This is a genomic window from Anaeromusa acidaminophila DSM 3853 (assembly GCF_000374545.1).
Lineage (GTDB): Bacteria > Bacillota > Negativicutes > Anaeromusales > Anaeromusaceae > Anaeromusa > Anaeromusa acidaminophila.
The window spans coordinates 1-18866 of the sequence record NZ_KB894615.1; the positions used below are offsets into that span (position 1 = coordinate 1).

The following is an 18866-nucleotide window of genomic DNA, read 5'->3' on the forward strand; positions in this document are numbered from 1 at the left end:
GGGAGTTTCCACTGCTTACATTGAACCAGGCAGTCCATGGGAGAATGGCTTTTGCGAAAGTTTTAACAGTAAAATGCGAGATGAGTTTCTAAACCGAGAAATTTTTGATTCCATGGTTGAAGTAGATATATTAACGAAACGTTGGGTTTTGGAGTATAACACGATACGACCACATAGTTCCCTTGGATACAAGCCTCCAGCACCTCAAACCATAGTGTGCGTTGCTTAAACTAACTTGGTTTTTTGGACTAGTTTTCGGGGGCAGGGCAGTTATGGCTATTCTTCCCTCGCCCCTGGCTTTCTTCACCAATGCGTCAATTCCAGTACTCCTGCAACAGCTGCATCCCATTCCCAAACAGCTTCATTTCCTATCCTGTTGCTCTCCCCTTACTTTCAGCGCGATCCATCCTCTTCGCGTCGAGTAAGAAAGGCCAGCAAGTCTGTTGTAGGCAACGGCTTTTTAAAGAGATATCCTTGGCAATAATTGCACCCTGTTTGTTGGATCATTTCCGCCTGCTCAACGGTTTCAATCCCTTCAGCGACCGCTTTCAACCCGATTCCCCGAGCTAAGTCAATAATTCCGTTTAGCATGGCTTGGGCTTTTTTATTTTCCAGAATATCCATTATTAAGGAACGATCAATTTTCAAAGTATCAATGGGTAACCCATGCAAATACGACAAGGACGAATAGCCTGTCCCAAAATCATCCAACGCAATACTAATGCCAAAGTTCTTCAACTGTTGCAATATCGCTATCGTTTCTTCCCATCTTCCCATGAACGCCGTCTCTGTGATTTCTATTTCAAGCCATTTAGCCTCAATTCGGGTTTCTTTGACAATCTCATAGACTTCAGTAAGAAAAGCAGACTCTTTTAACTGAATGGCGGATACATTAATCGCCATAACATACGGCTCGCTATTTCCATGATTGATTAGAGCCAGCGTTTTGCACGCTTCGTTCATAACCCATTTGCCGATTTCATTAATGCGTCCGGTTTCTTCCGCCATAGGAATAAACTCCGCTGGCGAAACCAACCCGAGTTTCACGTTGTTCCAGCGTACCAAGGCTTCCACGCCTCGAACCTTTTTCCCATCCGCAAAAAATATGGGTTGGTATTGCAAAAACAATTCGTCAAAAATCTCTTCATCCCTAAGCGACTCAATAATTTCATTTTTTCGTTTGATCTCTTCATTCATTTTCTCCGCATAAAAACAAAATCCATTTTTCCCGTGATTTTTGGCTTGATACATGGCCATATCCGCAAAACGAAGAAGCTCGTCCGCGTCGCCGCTATCCTTCGGGAATACAGAAATTCCAATACTCGCCTCTGTCGAAAAGACATAGCTGTTCACCTTCACAGGCTCAGCCATTGTTTCGCTTAGCCTTTGAATCCAATCCATTCCTGGGGCGTCTTCCCAATTTTGAACAATAAAAACAAACTCATCGCCGCCAAGGCGAGCCAAAACCGCATTTTCACCCGCAATAGCCCTTAATTTTTCCGCGACTTTGATCAATAGCAAGTCCCCTTGCCAATGCCCGTAAGAGTCATTGACCAGTTTAAAATCATCCAAGTCTAAAAACACGACCCCAAAAGGCTTGTTCTCCCGCACCGCTTGCTGCATCCACTGCAAAAACAAGCTGCGATTTCCCAGCCCTGTCAGACTGTCCTTATGCGCCAATTCATAGAGCCTACGGTCCCGCTCCCGTACATTGTGCACCATATGATTAAAATGATCCACCATCTCATTTAGCTCACTAAACCCTTCATGCTCCGCCTTAATTTCCAGGTTGCCTCCCGCAATGGCTACAAAGCGTTGATTCAAACGGCTAAACGCTTGTAACGTCGATCCTAGCTTACGCCAGGAAAGAGCAAGACCGCCTACTAAAACAAGAGACGCCGAAATAATAAAGAACCATTGAATTCGGTGCAGCGTAGCAAAGGCAACATCTACCGCCTGGTAAACCACTACATGCCAGCCCGACTCATTAACCTCTTCGGCGCTAACAAGATACTCTACCCCGGAAATAGCGACTTGCCTTTCTTTATCATTCTTTTGGTCTTTGTGCAGAGCGAAATAGTCGCCGGACCATTCTCGCTGCCAAACTTTCTCTCGATCCGTATGAGCAATCGTTACGCCTCTTTCATCCGTAATGGCGACAAACACATTCCTTCCATACATTTCGAAAAAGACATCCGTTATATTACTGACTCGCTGCAAATTAAGATACCCTGCTATGCTTCCTCCTGATACGGGCATAGCTACAATAACGGTCGGCTGCCCGGTTTCGGTTGAGATAAAGGAATTAGACCAATATACGGAGGTTCCATTACTTATCTTCTTATAAAACTCGTACCGCGAACGATCCATATCCGCCATATCTTCATTACGGGGAATGGTTCTCACAACATATCCTTTTTCATCGATAAATTCGATTCGATCAAAAAAATTTTCCTGTTGGATTAAGTGATTTACTACCTCATCGGCGGCGCTTTGACTTCCCAAACTTTCATTCTGATACACAGCTCTAATTTGCTCCATCAATCGTAATGGCGCACGTAACAGCTCAGCGACTTCTCGCGAGGTCGCATGAGCCAGCATATCATTTTTATACTGCAAGTCTTGCTGCACATTCTGATACATGTAGTAAAAGTTCATAGCGCCCAGCAAGAATACAGACAAGGTTACGGCAAGAAGCTGGCTGATGATTAAATACGTTTTTAATCTCACAGTCGTCCCACCTTTTTAAATGCGCCATTTTGTACGCGATAAAGATAGTAGCTGTTCTTCACGTCGCCGAAGCTATCCATTTTTATAGATTCCTGCAACCCGGAAAATTCGCCCAAATGCAAAATGGCGTCTTTCACCGGCTCCGTCGAAGTAGTCCCTGCTTCCTGAATAGCCGCAGCGGCAACCATTACGGCATCATAACTCAAAATGGAAGCAAAAGAGGGAATCTCCTTGTATCGTTCTCGGTAGGCCTTTTGAAATGCAACATATAGGGCCGTTTCGCTCTCTAGGTCAACCTGGCTAATTAAATAAGCCCCTTCAACGTCAGCACCGCCAGCTTGAATAAAATCATTGGTCATCGTCCACATAGGAGCGAACACAGGCAGCTTGAAATTTTGCTTTCGACTTTGCTGGCAGAACAGGCCCGCATCAATCGCTGATGCAATCAAGAGAACGCCTTCCGCTTCGCTTTCACGCAGTGCCGAAACAATGCGTTTAAAATCGTTACGATTCTTGAACGATTCAGTAGCGACTACCTTTCCGCCACTCCCCTGAAGCTGCGTTTCAAAACTTTCCTTGATGATCTTAGCAAAAGAAGCATTGTTTTCATCATATACAATGGCGATGGACCGCACCGCCATTTCTTGTAAAACCGCTTTCGCCAAACTATAGCCCTGGACCTTGTTCGAAGCAATCACGCGGACAAAGTTGTCATCTATTTGTGTTAGCTCGTCCGTAGCAATCGTCGGGCTAATTAACAACAGGTTCTTTTCATTCGCATTTTTTACCGTATCCATGGCCACACTGCTTACCATATGACCAATAATAATAGTTACTCCTTGTTCCGCCAAGCGCTGGTCCACCGTACACGCAATGTTAGCGTCATTTTTATCATCCGCTACGACTAGTTCAAGCTTTCTGCCTCGAATGCCGCCATTCCGATTAATTTCTTCCACCGCCAACTGCGCACCGTTTCTGCCGCTTATCCCCAGCTCCGATTTCAAGCCGGAAAGGCCAGCGGAAAAGCCTAGTTTAATAGGAGAAAAAAACAAATGATAAATCAGAAAGATTACCGCGATAAAAAGCAAACTGCTGATACAAAAAAAGAGCCAAGTTTTCAGATTGCGTTTACCATCCTTCATGTTCTTGGCTCCTTTCTATTCTTCTTTTCTAAATTCTTAATTAGGTAATTTCTAGCTGTTGCGAAACAATCCTTCTTTACACTTATTCCCAAAAAACATTTATTTGCGAACTAGCCAACGACGCTTGCCAATACGTTTCAAAAGCGCGTCAGGCCGTGTGAAGGTTTCATTTCACACGGCCTGACGCTTATCTATTGACACTGTCTAACGTCCCTAATATCCAAAAACAGAAAGCAGCACAGAAAACTTTTATTCTTCTAAAAGTGCAACTCCATTATCACAAAGCTTAATAATATATTCAGGAATAGTTGGGTATTCAGTAGGGTTTAATTGAAATAAATTATCGTTTTCGATATGATATGCCTCATCAACAAACTTTTTAAAAATAGTATCTGATATTTGTCCATGATTTATTATTCGATACAATTGAATCTTTTCATATCCACTAATAACAGATTTATACAAAGATATCATTTGTGTCTTATCATGCGCTTTTTGATATACTCTAGCATAGTCAAACTCTGGAATTTCTTCAATAATCATTGCAGTAGCTTCAGCAATTTCCTCTACAGTCATCTGTCGAGTCCCCTCAGCCTCCTGGAGAACTGGCGCGATCCGCCCTGGATGAAATACATTTGAAAGTAATTGCCACGCTAGTCCTTTATCTCCACATGCTTCTAAACGTCTCCGCAAATAAATTAGTTTATTTATTTCATCGATACTACTGTCTATGTTCATTTGTGCAATTTCAAAGAAAGAGCGAATATCTGATGAGTTAATATTTTTTTCACGTAAACAGCCTTCTTCATTATAAAGAAAAGATGCAGTTGGAACGGGATTAAATCTACAACGTATGCATGAAGTATGGATTAAGTCAACGATTGGATCAAAATCATGAGTAAGCATCATTACTGTTTTTCCTTGTAGCGACCCTGCACCTTGAAATAACATTTCCATAATAGCATATTTCTTATTTTTATCAAAAGAAGATATCGGATCATCCAAAACAATTAAATCAGGTTCTTCTTTTATAGCTCTGTACATAAATAAAACTAATGCAAAAGCATTCTTCTCTCCATAACTCAAACGCAATTTTACATCATTAACTTGTGCTAAATTTTCTTTACTCAACAAGACCATCCGATATGTATTTTTCTCTTGGTCTTCCTTTATTGAAACTTGATAATTGTATCCCGCGCTTTCCAAAAAACCATTGATTTCTTTATGATACTTTTCAATAGTTCTTCTTATAAGATTTTTTTGTTGATTAATCTCTCCTTGAAGTTGCCCTGCTTGAGTAATGATATTCTCCAATGCATTATTCACAACAGATATTCGTTCAATTGTATAAGGAGAGTTAATATGCCCTAGCATTGCCAAATCAATTCTTTTTCCTTGAAGAGCAACAATAACAGCATCAACATCTTTTAAGGTACCAAAATTAAGAGATTTTATTTCAATCAATTTGTTATTTAGAATACATACTTGAGTTTTAATTTCTTTTAAAAAATTTATTTCTTCCTGGCTAAAGGCTATACTACTCTTTGACAGCCTTTCAATAGTATCTCTAACAGAATCAGTGAAATAATTCTGCAGTGCTTGAAAAACACTTATCATTTTTTGAAGCTCTGCCACATACTTTGAATCATATTCGACTGCAACTTGCTGAACGATTACTTTTTTTTCAGCTTTTAATCGTTCAGCACAATAAGGACATTTTTCTGCAACATCTAAGTATGGAGCACCTTTGCTTTGCCAAGTTAACCAACTAGCATTCATTTCACTTTGAATATAAGGAGTATATTCTCTCAAAGAATTGGGGATATTAGCAATTTTATTTCCTTTTGCTACCCCCTTTCCAATTGAGCCAGTTTTAGAGTAACCATTTTGCGCATTCCCAAATCCAGAAATAAAAGTAGTTAGTTCCGCAATCAGTCTATCTAAATCTGGATTTTCTCTAAAAGCATTTTGGATCTCTTGAATTAACAGCTGAATCGTCCTCATTCGGTTTTCGTAATCAGCTGTTTTTATGAGTATTTCAAAGCTATCTGCTAATAAATCATCTGGCAAAAAAGTATATTGATTTACAGACTCTTCATTGAAAATAGATACTTTTTGAATTTCTGGAAAGCATTCCACTGAAGGTTTATGCTCCTCCATTACCGGATTTTCCGCTAAGTATTTATATGGCATTAAACTTTTTAACTGTTCTGGGACATTACAGAAGTTTATCGCTTTTGCTAATGTCGATTTTCCTGTTCCATTAATAGCATATTTTATATTAAGCCGACCTTCTAGTAAATTGATCGACCCATTATCAATATTGTTACAATTAGTTATACTAATATTCATTTCGCCCTCCTCCTACAACAATGACTCTTGTTGTATTTTTAGCTTTTACCAACTCCCCTTATCTCCGCAACTCAGGACTCAAATCATTTTGACAAAAAAGAACTATTTTCTCTCGAAAACCACTCATATTAACAAGAAGGGTTTAAAAATCTATCAAATTAAGAATATGGACCCCAATCGCGTTCAATAAACCAATTCGGAGTCCATTTAACATATTGACCTGGATCAAAATGATTTTCCGATTGAACGATTGATTTAATTTGGTTTGGTAATATTGATAAAGTATGCTTTCCATCAGGACTATCTAAATCATAAAAATGATATTTATCACTTTGGTCTTTTGAGCGCCTAGACGGACCATAGTCGAAAGGTATGCATGTTCTGGTAATTTCTCCTTTTTCATGAGAATTGAACGTAACTCTCACTTCAAGCTTCTTGAGAATAGAATCAACAAAGATATTTTTCACTTTACCCTCTCCCTTTCATCTAACGCAAATCCCCGCCCAACTCAATCTTTCTCGCTTTTGCGCCGTTTTACTCAAACTATAATCATCTTATTTCACATAAAAAAGGAAGTTCCTGCAACCACTCAAACATTTTGCAAAAACTTCCTTTTCTATATTCATTTTTATACTTGGTCTGCAATCACCCTCACTCGCCCGCTCCGTTCCGGTCGTGTTCCATAATAGGCTGGTAGATGTCCAGCTCGCAGTAGTTATCTTTTGACAAGGACGTATCGATGTACTCAAAACGAAAAGTGTCGGCAAACTGGAAGCCGGACTGGAATATCCATTTGGAGTACATATGGACTAGCAAACGGCCCACTTGGCGGCCATTGATGTCGTTGGGATGAAAGAAGCCGACAAAGCGGAAGGCTACGTACTTATGGGCCGGGATGGTGATGCCGGTCATGCCTTCGGGAATATGCGACAGATCCGGCGCCTCCAGCGAGGGGGTATAGTAGATATAGCCTTCGTCGTTGGAGCCCCAGTCGGTATAGCCGAAGTAGACGGCGGGATTGACGGCGTTGACGATTTTTTGTTTGTGGTGGTAATAAAAGTCGTTGCCGTAGGCGTTGGCGGTGCGGTCCCCTGATTTGCTGACGATTTTGTGCTGCTGGCCAATCAGGTACATCTTGGGCTTATACACAAAGAAGGGCTTGTAGATAATTGAGTTGTTGACAGACAAGATATCATGCACATTCAGCTTTTCCGTAATGATGAAGGATAGATTTTCTACACGCACTTTGAGGGGCGTATGGCCAAACTTCTTCCGAAACGCCCGTATATAGGACTGCTCATAATCGAATCCATATTCTAGGGCAATATCAATGATGCGCATGTTGGTATGAATCAGTTCATTGATGCTGGCGGAAAGCTTCCGCGAATGAACGTAGTCCACCAAGGATTCTCCGGTTAAGGATTTAAACATCCGGTGCAAATGGTATTTGGAGATGCCTGCCTGTCCGGCGATATCATCCAGGGTAATCTTCGTATAGATATTGTCTTCGATGTAATTCACGCAGGCCGCTACGATCTCTTTCATATCTACCATAATCGATGACCAACCCCAAACTTTAAAACGCTTTTAGTACCAGTGTTGCATTATGCCCGCCAAAACCAAAGGAATTGGACAAGGCATAGGACAGCGCCGCCGGTTTTCCTTCGTTGGGAACGTAGTCTAAGTCACATGCCGGATCGCTTGTCTTGTAGTTGATGGTAGGCGGCAAGAAGCCGTCCTTCAAGGCAGAGGCGGTTATGATGGCCTCCATGGCTCCGGCGGCTCCCAGCAAATGGCCGGTCATGGATTTGGTGGAGCTTACCGCCAGCTCATAGGCATGCTGTTGAAACACGGTTTTGATCGCGCTGGTTTCAAATTTATCCCCCAAGGGCGTAGAGGTTCCATGGGCGTTAATATAGCCAATGGCCTCCGGCTGTATCTGCGCATCCGCCAACGCCAGCTTCATGCAATGGGCGGCGCCTGCGCCCCCTTCCGGCGGAGCGGTAATGTGGAAAGCGTCATTGGTGCAGCCATAGCCTACGATTTCAGCGATTATCGCCGCCCCCCGTTGCAAGGCATGCTCTAGTTCTTCGATAAAGAGAATACCGGCTCCTTCTCCAAGGACGAATCCGTCCCGCTCCAAGTCAAACGGTCTGGACGCGGTGGCGGCGTCGGGATTGGTCGTCATGGCTTTCATGGCGCAAAAGCCTGCCAGCGCCAAACGGGTAATGGAGGCTTCCGTTCCACCGGCAATCATCATGTCTGCATCATTTCGTTGGATGATTTTATACGCGTCGCCAAGGGCATTGATCGAAGACGCACAGGCGGAAACCGTACATTCGGTGAAGCCCTTAATTCCATATTTGATGGCAATGAGCCCCGCCGCCATATTAGGCAACATCATCGGTACCAAAAAGGGGCTAATCCGGCTGGGTCCTTTTTCTAACAGCACGCTGTGCTGCTCTTCGATGGACTCTATCCCGCCAATACCGGTTCCAACCATCGCACCGATACGTTCTTTGTTGACCGCAGCCAGATCGATCCGGGCATCCTCCAGCGCCATCTGCGTAGCCGCCAGCGCATACTGCGCAAAACGATCCATGCGTTTTAGTTCTTTCTTCTCTAAAAACTGGCTGGGATCAAAGTCTTTTACCTCCGCCCCTACTTGCGTGGGCAGGTCGGATACATCTACCCTCTCAATTCTACTAATCCCGCTTTTCCCCTGCTTGATGGACTGCCAAAGCCGGTCTGCGCCGCACCCGAAAGAAGACACCGCCCCCATGCCTGTAATGACTACCCGTCTATTCATTGTGAAACCTCCGCTGTTCGTTTTATCGTTTCCTCATAGCTCTAGGATATGCTTCTAGTCACTGGTACTAGGACACGTTACCACTCTACCACATCCATTTTTTAAAAATGAACAACTCTTGCTTTCGCTGCAGCAAAAGAAAAGGGTATAAAAAAGCCTCAACCCGAAGGTTAAGGCTTTTAGAGCAATTATATAGTTCAGCTACCGTTTTACGGCACTTACAAGTTTAAAGCGTTGGGCATTTAGCAGAAAATCGTTTTGTTTAAAGTAGCGATTAGCCAACTCTGCAGACGAAGCTTCTTCAATTACTGAAAAATTGTATTTACGCAAATAGTCTTGTATAGTTTCTTCCATAAGAAAATCTGGAGTTTCTCCCGCCTTTGCAAGGTCGCGTTGTAATCGTTTTATGCCTTCTTCATCAACATTCATGATCTGTTTAGCGATTGCAGCATCTGCATAGTCAAATACAAGCCTGCTTCCTTGCGCACAATGATCGCTGATCATTTTCATGGTGCTTTCTATGGCTTCTTTTTCAAGATAATACGTTAGTCCTTCTAAGAGAAATAGACAGGTTTTGTTTTTTTGAAAGTTAGCTTGCGCTAATTTTTCCGCCGTCGACTCCCGGTTAAAATCGATGGCAACATAATTGACATTGCTCGGAACAGTCACTTCCATTTTTTGAAGTTTATCCAGTTTAGCTTGTTGTGTTGCCAAAGAGTCTAACTCAAAGATTTTTACATTTTCTAGTTGCTGTTTAAAGCGGATAGCCCTGGAATCAAAACCTGCGCCTAAAAGCACAACTTGTTCTATATTCTCCAAGGAAGCATTGAATACAGCATCAATAAATTTTGTTCTAGCGATTACATACTCATAGATACCCGGCACTTTAAATATTGCTTTTTTCAAGATGTTGCGCAAGAACTTATGCTTTACTGCAACTTTCATGCCAGCAGATATCATTTGCGGCGCAATAAAATCATCGCTCTTATAATAAGAGCTGTCTTCGTAATAGGACGTAGCACGCATAATACAAGTACCTATTGCCGTAGCAGACACTTTTTGTTTTTCTCTGTTGTTCATAATTTCCCCACCTCTTTAAAACGACCGTTCGTTAGGTAAAATATTATATCGTATTAAGAAAAAAGTCAAGGAACGCTCTTTATTCACCAGAGCATTCCTTGCTTATCAACTCTTTTTTTTAAATTGCGCTTCGCTAGCGCCTATTTCATTAGGCTTTAATTCCTTGCCAAAAATTATGCCAGACTTTATCTATCCGTTCTTCTTTCTCTTCCTTTTTCATGCCTTCCATAAATACCGTCATCAATGAATATAACCCTTGACGCAAACTGTAAAACGAAATTAGAAGGTCTTCCGGGTTGTCTTTTTTTATCGTTCCTTGCGTCATGCCTTCTATCATGATCTCAATATATTTTTTTCCTAGTTCTTGCTCATACCCTAGAGATCGCACCATAATTTTCTCTTTAAAACTCGTTGGTGGGAAAAACATAACACGAATCCAAAAATCTCTAGCCGCCACCTCTTCTTGTGCGCCAGAGGCATGATAGAACAACAGATATCGCTTAAATAGGAATAGCAACCGATCGTCTGCCACCATCGTTTCGGAGCTTGAAAAAAGCTCCTGCATATAATTCAAGTATTTGCTTTCAAGCTCTTCATATAGTTCCCAAAACAATAGCTCTTTACTTTTAATAAAAGCATATAGCGACGATTTTTTTATCCCTACTCCCTTTGCAATTTGTTCCATGCTTGTTGCTTCATAACCATCTTTCGCAAAAAGAACAAGAGCTACTTGTTTTATCCTATCTTTAGTGCCTCCACGTGCCATTTTTCCTCCAGCGTATCCTCTTCTAGATACAATTTATTTTTATTATCATATTTATCACCAGAAAGCATTATACAGCAGTAACATGACCGAAGCATGTTGCTGCTGTATTTATCATACCATACTTAGATGAATATTCATGATAGCTTATATGTCACCCATGTTCCCTTAGTGATTAGCACGTTGCAGTCCGCTTATTCTTCTCTTGATACATGAGTTTATCACTATACCGAACGAGTTCATGCACATCTTTATACGAGCTGTTGAAGATAGCCATGCCATAGCTAAATTTAATTTGATAGGGCATACCGCTAGTTTCATTGTATGCCTTCATGCTTCCTTTTAGGATTTTTATGTAAGTCTCTACGATTTCCTTTCGGTTCTCATTGACCAAGACGATAAACTCATCGCCGCCTAAGCGAAGAGAAACTCCTTTTCCATCGAATACTTCTTTTATGCGCTCAGCGAATAGTCGCAGAACTTTATCACCTTCCTGATGTCCAAAGGCATCATTGATCGTTTTAAAGTTATCCAGATCAATATTCACCACGGTTAAAACAAGATTTTCTTTTCGATTCAGGATTTCAAGCTGTTCATCATAGGCCGCCCGGTTCCCCAAGCGTGTTAGCGGATCAATCTTCACCTGGCTATGCACAATAAAAATATAGTTAATCACAACCGCAATCGCTATGCTATTCCAAATCGTTAGATACACATAGAAATACAATTGAAACACAGACAACAAGGCTGGGCTGAGGGTAAGCAAGCTAAGGATGAAAAGTTCTTCTCTATTAAGCCCTTTTCTAGCTTTATATAATAGCAGTAGATTTACGGCGTAATAAAAATAACTTGTCAGTGGCGAGACAAACCACAGAGGTCCTCGCAGATACACATTTTCATCGGTTATCGAAAAGATCCAGTTAAACTGAAAGCTGCCTATTGATAGAATCGTATTTACGAAAAGAGGTAGGCCTAACCACAAAACAAGCTTTCTATTTATATTTTTGCAGCTGTCTGTTTTGGCACGAATGAATAGCAGTGCAAAAATGGGCACCAGCGGCGTCAATGTAAATCCAATCGTATCCACCAATCTGTGTACGGTTATAAAGCCGATAAAGGCAGGCGAATTCAACACTACGCTGAAAATCTCCAATACCAGCATACCCATCGTTAGTACTAACAGCGCCAAAAACATCCGATGGTCCGCATTAGCCCTTCTTTGGAGCTTAGAAAAAGCATGAACCGCAACAAGTGATAGTAATAGGACCATGAAAAGATTCATCTGAATAACAAGCATGGTATCAATCGTTCATCCTTCTCCCTTCAGCAGTGGTCCAACGAACCGCCACACGATTCATCTCCGCTGACGCTCCTGCGCAAGCGCCCTTCCGGTTCCTTTTAGAGACGATTATATCATATTACTAGGCCGATTATACTGTCCTTATCGTTTATTCATTTCCATAACAAAGTACGTTTACCTGCCCATTCCAAAAATTTCACATAGTGTTTTTTGCGAGTCTATAGTAGTGATGTATTCAGAGCAAAACGCATCGGCAATTTGGACTACCTATGACCCCGCACTTGGCAGGTATTGGATGATGATTGCTAGAATATAGGGCACGTATATAAACGATAAGGAGAAAGCTAAAATGAAAACAATTCTTTACCTGACACTATCGTTGCTATTCTATTTTACTGTGCCAGTTTATGCCGAAGCTACACAAGAAGAACAAGGAATTACCGCCGAACAATGGCTTTATAGGGGCGATAAGGATTTAGCCCAACATCATTATACGGAGGCTATATTAGACTATAGTAAGGCAATCGAATTAAATTCTGGCTATGCTTCCGCTTATGTTAATCGCGGCAATGCTTATTTTTCTAAAAAACAATTTGATGCAGCGATCAACGACTACACCCAAGCAATTGCACTGGCCCCTAGTAGTCCTATCATCTATTACAACCGGGGAACTGCTTATAGCAATATCCATCACTACGATGTAGCCATTGCAGATTATAGTAAAGCCATTGAATTAAATCCTAGTTATGATGCAGCCTATTATAATCGGGGAGATGCTTATCTTAAAAAAGGATTATTTGATTTGGCCTTGGCCGATTTTGACAAAAAAGTCGAGTTGCAACCAAGCTCTTCTAATGGCTATTTAGGCCGAGGAATTGTTTATAAAAAGAAAAAGCAATATGAACTAGCGTTAGACAATCTAAATAAAGCGATTGAGTTGACTCCTCATCTCGCAGTCGCTTATACGTATCGAGCTGATATATATGGACTTCTTAAAGAATACAAACAGGTAATCGATGATTGCAAGCAAGCACTTCGGCTTGATCCCAACCTTAAAGAGATGAATTTTAACCTAGCGCAAGCATTTGAGTTGATGGGAAACAAAACCGAGGCGATCAACTATTATAAAATAGTCTTATCCGAATTCCCCAATCTCCCAGAAACTAAAAAGTATAGAGACAAAGCTCAACTTCGACTGCAAGACGACTGGAAATCTAATAGCGAGTGGTTTTAGAGTAAATGAAAACCGCCTCAACCCGAAGGTTGAGGCGGTTTCTTCATGACCGTATTTCTTTTGTATCAGGCGCCTCAGCTTCAACCAACTTGGCAATGCCTACCTAGATGAAATCAAGACGCTTTTTTCATGGCCGCCAAATACTTCTCTACTCGGTTAGTGGCGTTTTGCTGGATGTTGTTGTAGTAAAACGGGTAGTCAAAGCTATGAAATACACCCTTGCCAAACACTTTATTCCCTGGGGACAATTTTTCTACGTCAGCTGTACTACAAATCAAGACGCCTCTTTTTTTATCGATGCGAGCGTCCGCATAGTTTTTCACGTTGTAAGCAGCAATTTCTCCGGTTGGCTTCAGCACGATGGACCCTAAATTCTGCTCCGCGGTTGCGAGGGTTTCTTCCCGGGTCCACGTAATCGGATTGATCACCAGCGCGCCAGGCAGAACAACCGGATTGTTCCCTTCAACCACTGGCGCTTCGGTGTTGTAGGAAACGATTACGCCCGTATCATCCGGGCCTTTCGCAAATTTCAGATGCGGGTTCTGGGCCAAATACCGATCGGTAACAGAATAACCGATGACGTAGGCCGCCACCATTCTGGCGTATACGTCGGGATGTTGCTTCATATAATCCGATAACAAAAATACTAGCAAATTAGACCCTTGCGAATGTCCGGCTAAAATAAACGGACGCCCTTTATTGTAGTGCTTGATGTAATAGTCGAATGCCGCAAAGGCATCGGCTTTAGGTATGCCTCCGATAAACTTTTCTTGCTCTTCCATTGGCAATGACAAACAATACGCCGCGTCCGCCTGACGATAGAACGGCGCATACACATTAGCGGCGGGTTCAAAAGCAGTCGCTTGTCTGGCAAAGGCCAGCTTTGAACCTCTCACCATAGAGGGGTTGTCGAGTTCACAAACGTTCGGCTCGGTAGGCGTTTGTTTTTGCCAAGCCGTAGGATACAGATAAAAGACATCCACTTGCTTGTCCGTCGTCTCCGGTAACGCCAGCCAATGCGCTGGATTCGAGTAATCGGTTGCCTGAGCCCCGTTGGCCGAAACGGCCATAGTGAAACTAAAACAAAGAGCCATAACCAACACCAGAATTTTCCTCGCGTTCATGTCGTACCTCCTCAACGTTTTTTTGTCACTTCACTAGAGACAGTACTCAACCGGATTGCCTAAAATAAGGAGAATTCCTAATCACCACCTACTTTTCAAAATCAATTTTCACCTCGAACATGCGGTTCCACGGGTGAGTGGCCCGCAATCCTTGGATGTTATATTCCGGGAAGTGTTGGACTGCAAAGGCTTTTAAACCGGCGGTCGTAGCGGCTTCGATTTGTAAGCGCAAGGACCCCAAATCCACGGAACTAGCTCCGCCCGGCTGCACGACCTCCCGCTTCACCGCTTGGCGAACGTTGGCTTGGTACGCCCAATCATCCAGCAAACGCACGGAGATCAACCGTTCCCGCGCTGGGAATGAAGTGGAAGCGGACAGTATTCCCTGGGAAATAGCATAACCGGTGCTGTTGCCTGCCGTATTCCAGCCAGCGTAAGCCGCCAGTTTAGGAAGCAGCTTGCGCTTAGTCATCTCCGCCATCAGCGCATTATCCGCCCCGTTGCTAAACGCGGCATCATCCAACGCCAGACGTTTTCCTTTATCCAAATATCCGGCCATTTCATCAACAAAGACTTTAACTTCCGGGCGTAACGTATCCGTATTTTCAGGGACAGCAGCTTCCAAGGTCACACCGTTAAACGGCATGCCAACCGCTACAATCAGATCAGCCCGCTCCGGCGACGAAGTTTTGTAGCCGCCAACCACCCGAATATTAGCATCCATCAATTCGCCCATTGTGTTTCCCTGATAGGCGGGCACGGTTCGTGGCCCGGTCCCAGGGCTATAAAACGTGTAGACACGGGGAATTTGAAAGGTGAGATCATTCACAGCCCTGGTTAAGAGCAGCATCCCCGCCTCATCTGCAGAGGCAAAGATAGCGAAGCGAGCTTTCGACAGCTTGCTCGTTAACGGCGCCATATCCCGCGCTTCTTTGTGAGACTGGCAGTAGGGCCAGGAATCATCGCGTCCGATCATAAAATAGCGAAAGACTTCTTGATTTGCCATTTCCAGCATCTTGGTATTGGCTCGGTAGTTTTTCCCCCGCCGATCCATCCAATCTTTCAGGTCGGCCTGAGGAATAGCGGCAGTCAGCTGCTGTACTTCCTGCTCTTCCGCTTTGGTAAGGCCGTTTACTTCTTTCATGTCCCACAACGCCGTCAAACGATAAATCTGGTACCCATATTTCTCGTAATACGACGCGTCCGTTCCGCCAGCGCTTTGTTTGGGAGTCCGCATAATGGTAGAAAAGCTATAGATCGGGACATTCGGATTTGCCGCTTTGAACTCGGCAAATTTAGCTACCCTGCGAGCAAGTACATCTTCGGCGATTTCATGCGTCCGCGACGGAACCAGTCCGCCGTAAATCAAAGAATCTGCGGACAAGATCACGGCATCCGCTTCCCGGCCATGGGCGAAAACCCATTCCCATAATTTATCCGCATCGCCAGGACGGCCTCGCGTAGACAGGATCTCTACCGGAGGCGTCAATACTTCATGCCCTGCCGCTTGTAGCGTCTCCACCGTATATTGCAAACAGACCGGCCGATCATCGATGGGTACAAATAAGAACGTAGCGGCTGCCGCCGGAGCGGTGGTAAACAGGCTTGGCAACAACACCAACGCCAAGGCCCATAGCCGCAATTCTTTCCATAGAGTTCTCATGAATCAATCCTCCCTTTTTCTCTTACTGTCTTGTTCCATCTCTTTTGGCTAAAATCGAGGAGGCTTCGCCCATAACGAAGCCTCCATATTTATTCGGCGGCAGCGCCAATAAATATGGATGAAACAGCATTATTTTGTACATCAAAGATAATGCCTCCATACACCGTGCCGCAAACTATTCTTTTCCCTGGACTGCTGGCCCCTGGATTCATCGCATCTTGATACGCAGCTTGGACCTCCGTCTCACTGCTGCCAATTTTAATACCTCGCTGGGTTTCATAAGCACAGGAATTTTTTATTACGATTCTCTCAATAACCTGTGTGCCGTCACTTTTTATCATTCCAAGCTCAACGCCCTTAGCAGGGTAATACCAATATTGGTGCTCCATTTTATCAGCACCCCAAATTTTCGCATCCGATTTTTCTCCCGGCTGGCCCAGTTGCGCTACAACATCATCAGCAGCCATACCAAGCGCCAAAGGCCCTATGGTTTCCTTCATAAGCGCAAAACCGATTTTTGAATACGTGTTCCCACTATTCGCATCTACCAGGATCTGCTGATTGGGCTCTGCCCCGGCCTGCGAAACAGGAACGGCAAGCAGCATTACTAGCAACCCAACGAGCAGCGCCCCAAAACGATTCTTTTTCATCGTAATCTCTCCTTATAAACGTAGGAATAATAGAACTGCTGCTTGTGTTATTCCTTAAAAAGAAGAGAACTCCTGCCAAATTATTGAAAATTTGACAGGAGCTTTCGTTTTCTACGGAGTCACGCTAAAAGCGCAAGCTTTATTTGCTACTGCTAGCAGCTGCTTGATTGAAAAAGTTGTCTAAGCCATTAACAATTCCTTGGGCTAGTTGTTGTTGAAATTGCGACGTAGTGAGCAATTTTTCTTCATTTTGGTTTGAAAGAAATCCCAACTCAATCAGAAATGCCGGCATGGTCGTATGGTTAAGAACATAGAATTCAGCTGAGCAAGTTCCTCTGTCAACTTGCCCGCCGCCTCGAGTAATACTGTCTTGTATACTCTGAGCCAGTACTTTATCGTAAATCGTTTTTGGATAATAATATGTACCGATCCCGCTAACCTTTGGATCACTAAACGAATTGGCATGGATATCAACAAACACATCGGCTTTATTCTTATTACCAACAGCCGCTCGCGCTCCCAGTTCTTCTACCGCGCTATCATTCGGAGCAAAAACATCACGGTCATCGGTACGGGTTAAAATTACTTTCGCTCCCGCTTGCTCCAGCATGCTCTTTGTTTTCAAAGCAACTGCCAGAGTGACCGTTTTCTCTTGAATATTGTCGGGTCCTATCGCCCCCGTATCAGAGCCGCCATGCCCAGGATCAATCACAACCACTTTTCCTTTTAGACCGGGAGTAAACTTGATAACCGCTTGCGAAGCATGCTTATTGATATCGACAACCACTCGAAATGGCTTGTTTGTTGCGCTATCCTTCGGCAACGTAAATATTTTATAGTCACTATCATTAATCGTAGACGGCAGCCCAATATCAATCAGACTCGTTTGCCCAGTTCCATGATTAATAGTGACCCGATCAGCAATATCTCCATCTAATTTAACCGAATCCGCTTCTTTTTCCGGCACCGCGCCACTAATATTCACTTTCAAATGGGACGCCGTCGTGCTCTCTAGGCTTCCGGCAGCCTGAACCGGACCGGTAACGTCGAAAACAAGCCGCAAACTGCTTTCCCCGGTAGTCGCATCCGTATGATTAGCCCAGCGCACTTGCGTCAACTTCTGAGCCGTAGTCGAGCTACTAGAGGAGGCCATCTCCGCTTGGCACGGCATCAACAATAGTAAAAACAGGGCGACGATAAAACAACTGCGATAATGCATCATACTCTCTCCTATGTACTATATTTCAGATACTATGACGGCTTCACCTTATCCCTACTCTTTTTACCAGTTTCTATTTTACAAACTTCTTCTTGCTAATTATACCTTTTCAATATGTCAAATTTGTTACAATTTCTCGCAAAATCGGTTACTAAGTTTAAGTAAAAAGCGTCCCTCTAAGGGACGCTTTAGAAGATGGCCTTCTCACATCAGGATATTACTTTTTCGACATTCCTCTTGTTGGTAAAAAAATGCTGTTGGCTTCTCGCTGTTATTCTACAATGCGGCGTAACCGCCCGAGTATACACTAAGTCCCACAAAACTTCCTCAATGGTTTCTCTGTCCGTTTGCGCCATATTGCCATTGCATTCATGCCGATATGTTTCAGTTTGGTTCTCCCACACATTTTTCAGCAAGTCTTCAACACCAAATTGAAAATTACAACCATCGGGAACGTTACAAGTATTTAAATACAAAAATTGCTTCACAAGTTTTTCTACATTCTTTTTTTGCAACATAGCTCCATCCCCTTGATAGTGTCAAGGAATGTTCGCAAAAACCATCGCACTCCGAAATAGCTAAGCGCTTTTGCTCAACTGTTGTTGAATTTCGTTGATAAGCATAGGATTTATATAAGAACGCCCGCTAGACCAGTCCTCGCTATATTCGATAAGATAGCTGGTCACTAGGCGAATGTAGGAATCCATACTTGGGAAAATGCCTACGACTTTAGTGCGACGGCGTATTTCCCTGTTTAGCCGTTCCAGAAGATTGGTGGATGCAATTTTTCGAGCGTCAAT

17 protein-coding genes are annotated in these 18866 nt (G+C 43.2%); 2 read left to right on the forward strand and 15 right to left on the reverse strand.

All coding sequences use genetic code 11. The features are described 5' to 3' along the window. On the forward strand, positions 1 to 229 hold a 229-nt coding region (locus tag C508_RS19975; protein WP_156817667.1), incomplete at its 5' end, for an integrase core domain-containing protein. A gap of 164 nt (positions 230 to 393) precedes the next feature. Here C508_RS19975 and C508_RS19700 read toward each other — a convergent pair. The 9 genes from C508_RS19700 to C508_RS0116535 form a co-directional block, all read right to left on the reverse strand. After that, positions 394 to 2730, reverse strand: a complete 2337-nt coding sequence (locus C508_RS19700) for a bifunctional diguanylate cyclase/phosphodiesterase (RefSeq protein WP_018704679.1) — start codon at positions 2728 to 2730, stop codon at positions 394 to 396. Beyond that, positions 2727 to 3872 (reverse strand): ABC transporter substrate-binding protein, encoded by a 1146-nt coding sequence (locus tag C508_RS0116505; protein WP_018704680.1) that lies wholly within the window; start codon positions 3870 to 3872, stop codon positions 2727 to 2729. Before C508_RS0116505 ends, C508_RS19700 begins: the two co-directional genes overlap by 4 nt. A gap of 249 nt (positions 3873 to 4121) precedes the next feature. Then, positions 4122 to 6224: an AAA family ATPase gene (locus C508_RS0116510; RefSeq protein WP_018704681.1), complete on the reverse strand. Its 2103-nt coding sequence runs from the start codon at positions 6222 to 6224 to the stop codon at positions 4122 to 4124. Between the two features lie 158 nt (positions 6225 to 6382). Next, positions 6383 to 6691 carry a hypothetical protein gene (locus C508_RS20455; protein ID WP_071595811.1) on the reverse strand — a complete coding sequence of 103 codons (309 nt, stop codon included), beginning with the start codon at positions 6689 to 6691 and terminating at the stop codon, positions 6383 to 6385. 184 nt (positions 6692 to 6875) lie between these two features. After that, positions 6876 to 7778, reverse strand: a complete 903-nt coding sequence (locus C508_RS0116515) for a helix-turn-helix domain-containing protein (protein ID WP_018704682.1) — start codon at positions 7776 to 7778, stop codon at positions 6876 to 6878. Between the two features lie 22 nt (positions 7779 to 7800). Continuing rightward, complete coding sequence (gene fabF / locus C508_RS0116520) at positions 7801 to 9033, reverse strand: beta-ketoacyl-ACP synthase II (protein WP_018704683.1); 1233 nt, start codon at positions 9031 to 9033, stop codon at positions 7801 to 7803. A 201-nt stretch (positions 9034 to 9234) separates the two neighbouring features. Beyond that, on the reverse strand, positions 9235 to 10113 hold the full coding sequence (locus C508_RS0116525) for a class I SAM-dependent methyltransferase (protein WP_018704684.1): 879 nt from the start codon (positions 10111 to 10113) through the stop codon (positions 9235 to 9237). Positions 10114 to 10261: 148 nt separating this feature from the next. Further along, positions 10262 to 10879, reverse strand: coding sequence for a TetR/AcrR family transcriptional regulator (locus C508_RS19060; RefSeq protein WP_018704685.1), 618 nt, complete (start codon positions 10877 to 10879; stop codon positions 10262 to 10264). Between the two features lie 172 nt (positions 10880 to 11051). Continuing rightward, positions 11052 to 12173: a GGDEF domain-containing protein gene (locus C508_RS0116535; protein WP_039797710.1), complete on the reverse strand. Its 1122-nt coding sequence runs from the start codon at positions 12171 to 12173 to the stop codon at positions 11052 to 11054. Between the two features lie 352 nt (positions 12174 to 12525). On the opposite strand from C508_RS0116535, the gene C508_RS19065 reads away from it, so the two are divergent. Further along, complete coding sequence (locus C508_RS19065) at positions 12526 to 13410, forward strand: tetratricopeptide repeat protein (protein ID WP_018704687.1); 885 nt, start codon at positions 12526 to 12528, stop codon at positions 13408 to 13410. Positions 13411 to 13523: 113 nt separating this feature from the next. On the opposite strand, the gene C508_RS0116545 is transcribed toward C508_RS19065, so the two are convergent. The 6 genes from C508_RS0116545 to C508_RS19985 all read right to left on the reverse strand — a co-directional run. Continuing rightward, entirely contained in the window at positions 13524 to 14534 is a 1011-nt protein-coding gene (locus C508_RS0116545) for a DUF3089 domain-containing protein (RefSeq protein WP_018704688.1), read from the reverse strand. Positions 14535 to 14622: 88 nt separating this feature from the next. Beyond that, a complete protein-coding gene (locus C508_RS0116550; protein ID WP_018704689.1) occupies positions 14623 to 16197 on the reverse strand; it encodes a DUF4127 family protein in 1575 nt (524 codons plus the stop codon). Positions 16198 to 16286: 89 nt separating this feature from the next. Then, positions 16287 to 16847 (reverse strand): hypothetical protein, encoded by a 561-nt coding sequence (locus tag C508_RS0116555; RefSeq protein ID WP_018704690.1) that lies wholly within the window; start codon positions 16845 to 16847, stop codon positions 16287 to 16289. A gap of 139 nt (positions 16848 to 16986) precedes the next feature. Next, positions 16987 to 18066 carry an N-acetylmuramoyl-L-alanine amidase family protein gene (locus C508_RS0116560; protein ID WP_018704691.1) on the reverse strand — a complete coding sequence of 360 codons (1080 nt, stop codon included), beginning with the start codon at positions 18064 to 18066 and terminating at the stop codon, positions 16987 to 16989. Between the two features lie 209 nt (positions 18067 to 18275). Continuing rightward, complete coding sequence (locus C508_RS0116565) at positions 18276 to 18584, reverse strand: hypothetical protein (protein WP_018704692.1); 309 nt, start codon at positions 18582 to 18584, stop codon at positions 18276 to 18278. Between the two features lie 60 nt (positions 18585 to 18644). Further along, positions 18645 to 18866: transposase (locus C508_RS19985; RefSeq protein ID WP_018704693.1), on the reverse strand; the 222-nt coding region annotated here is incomplete at its 5' end.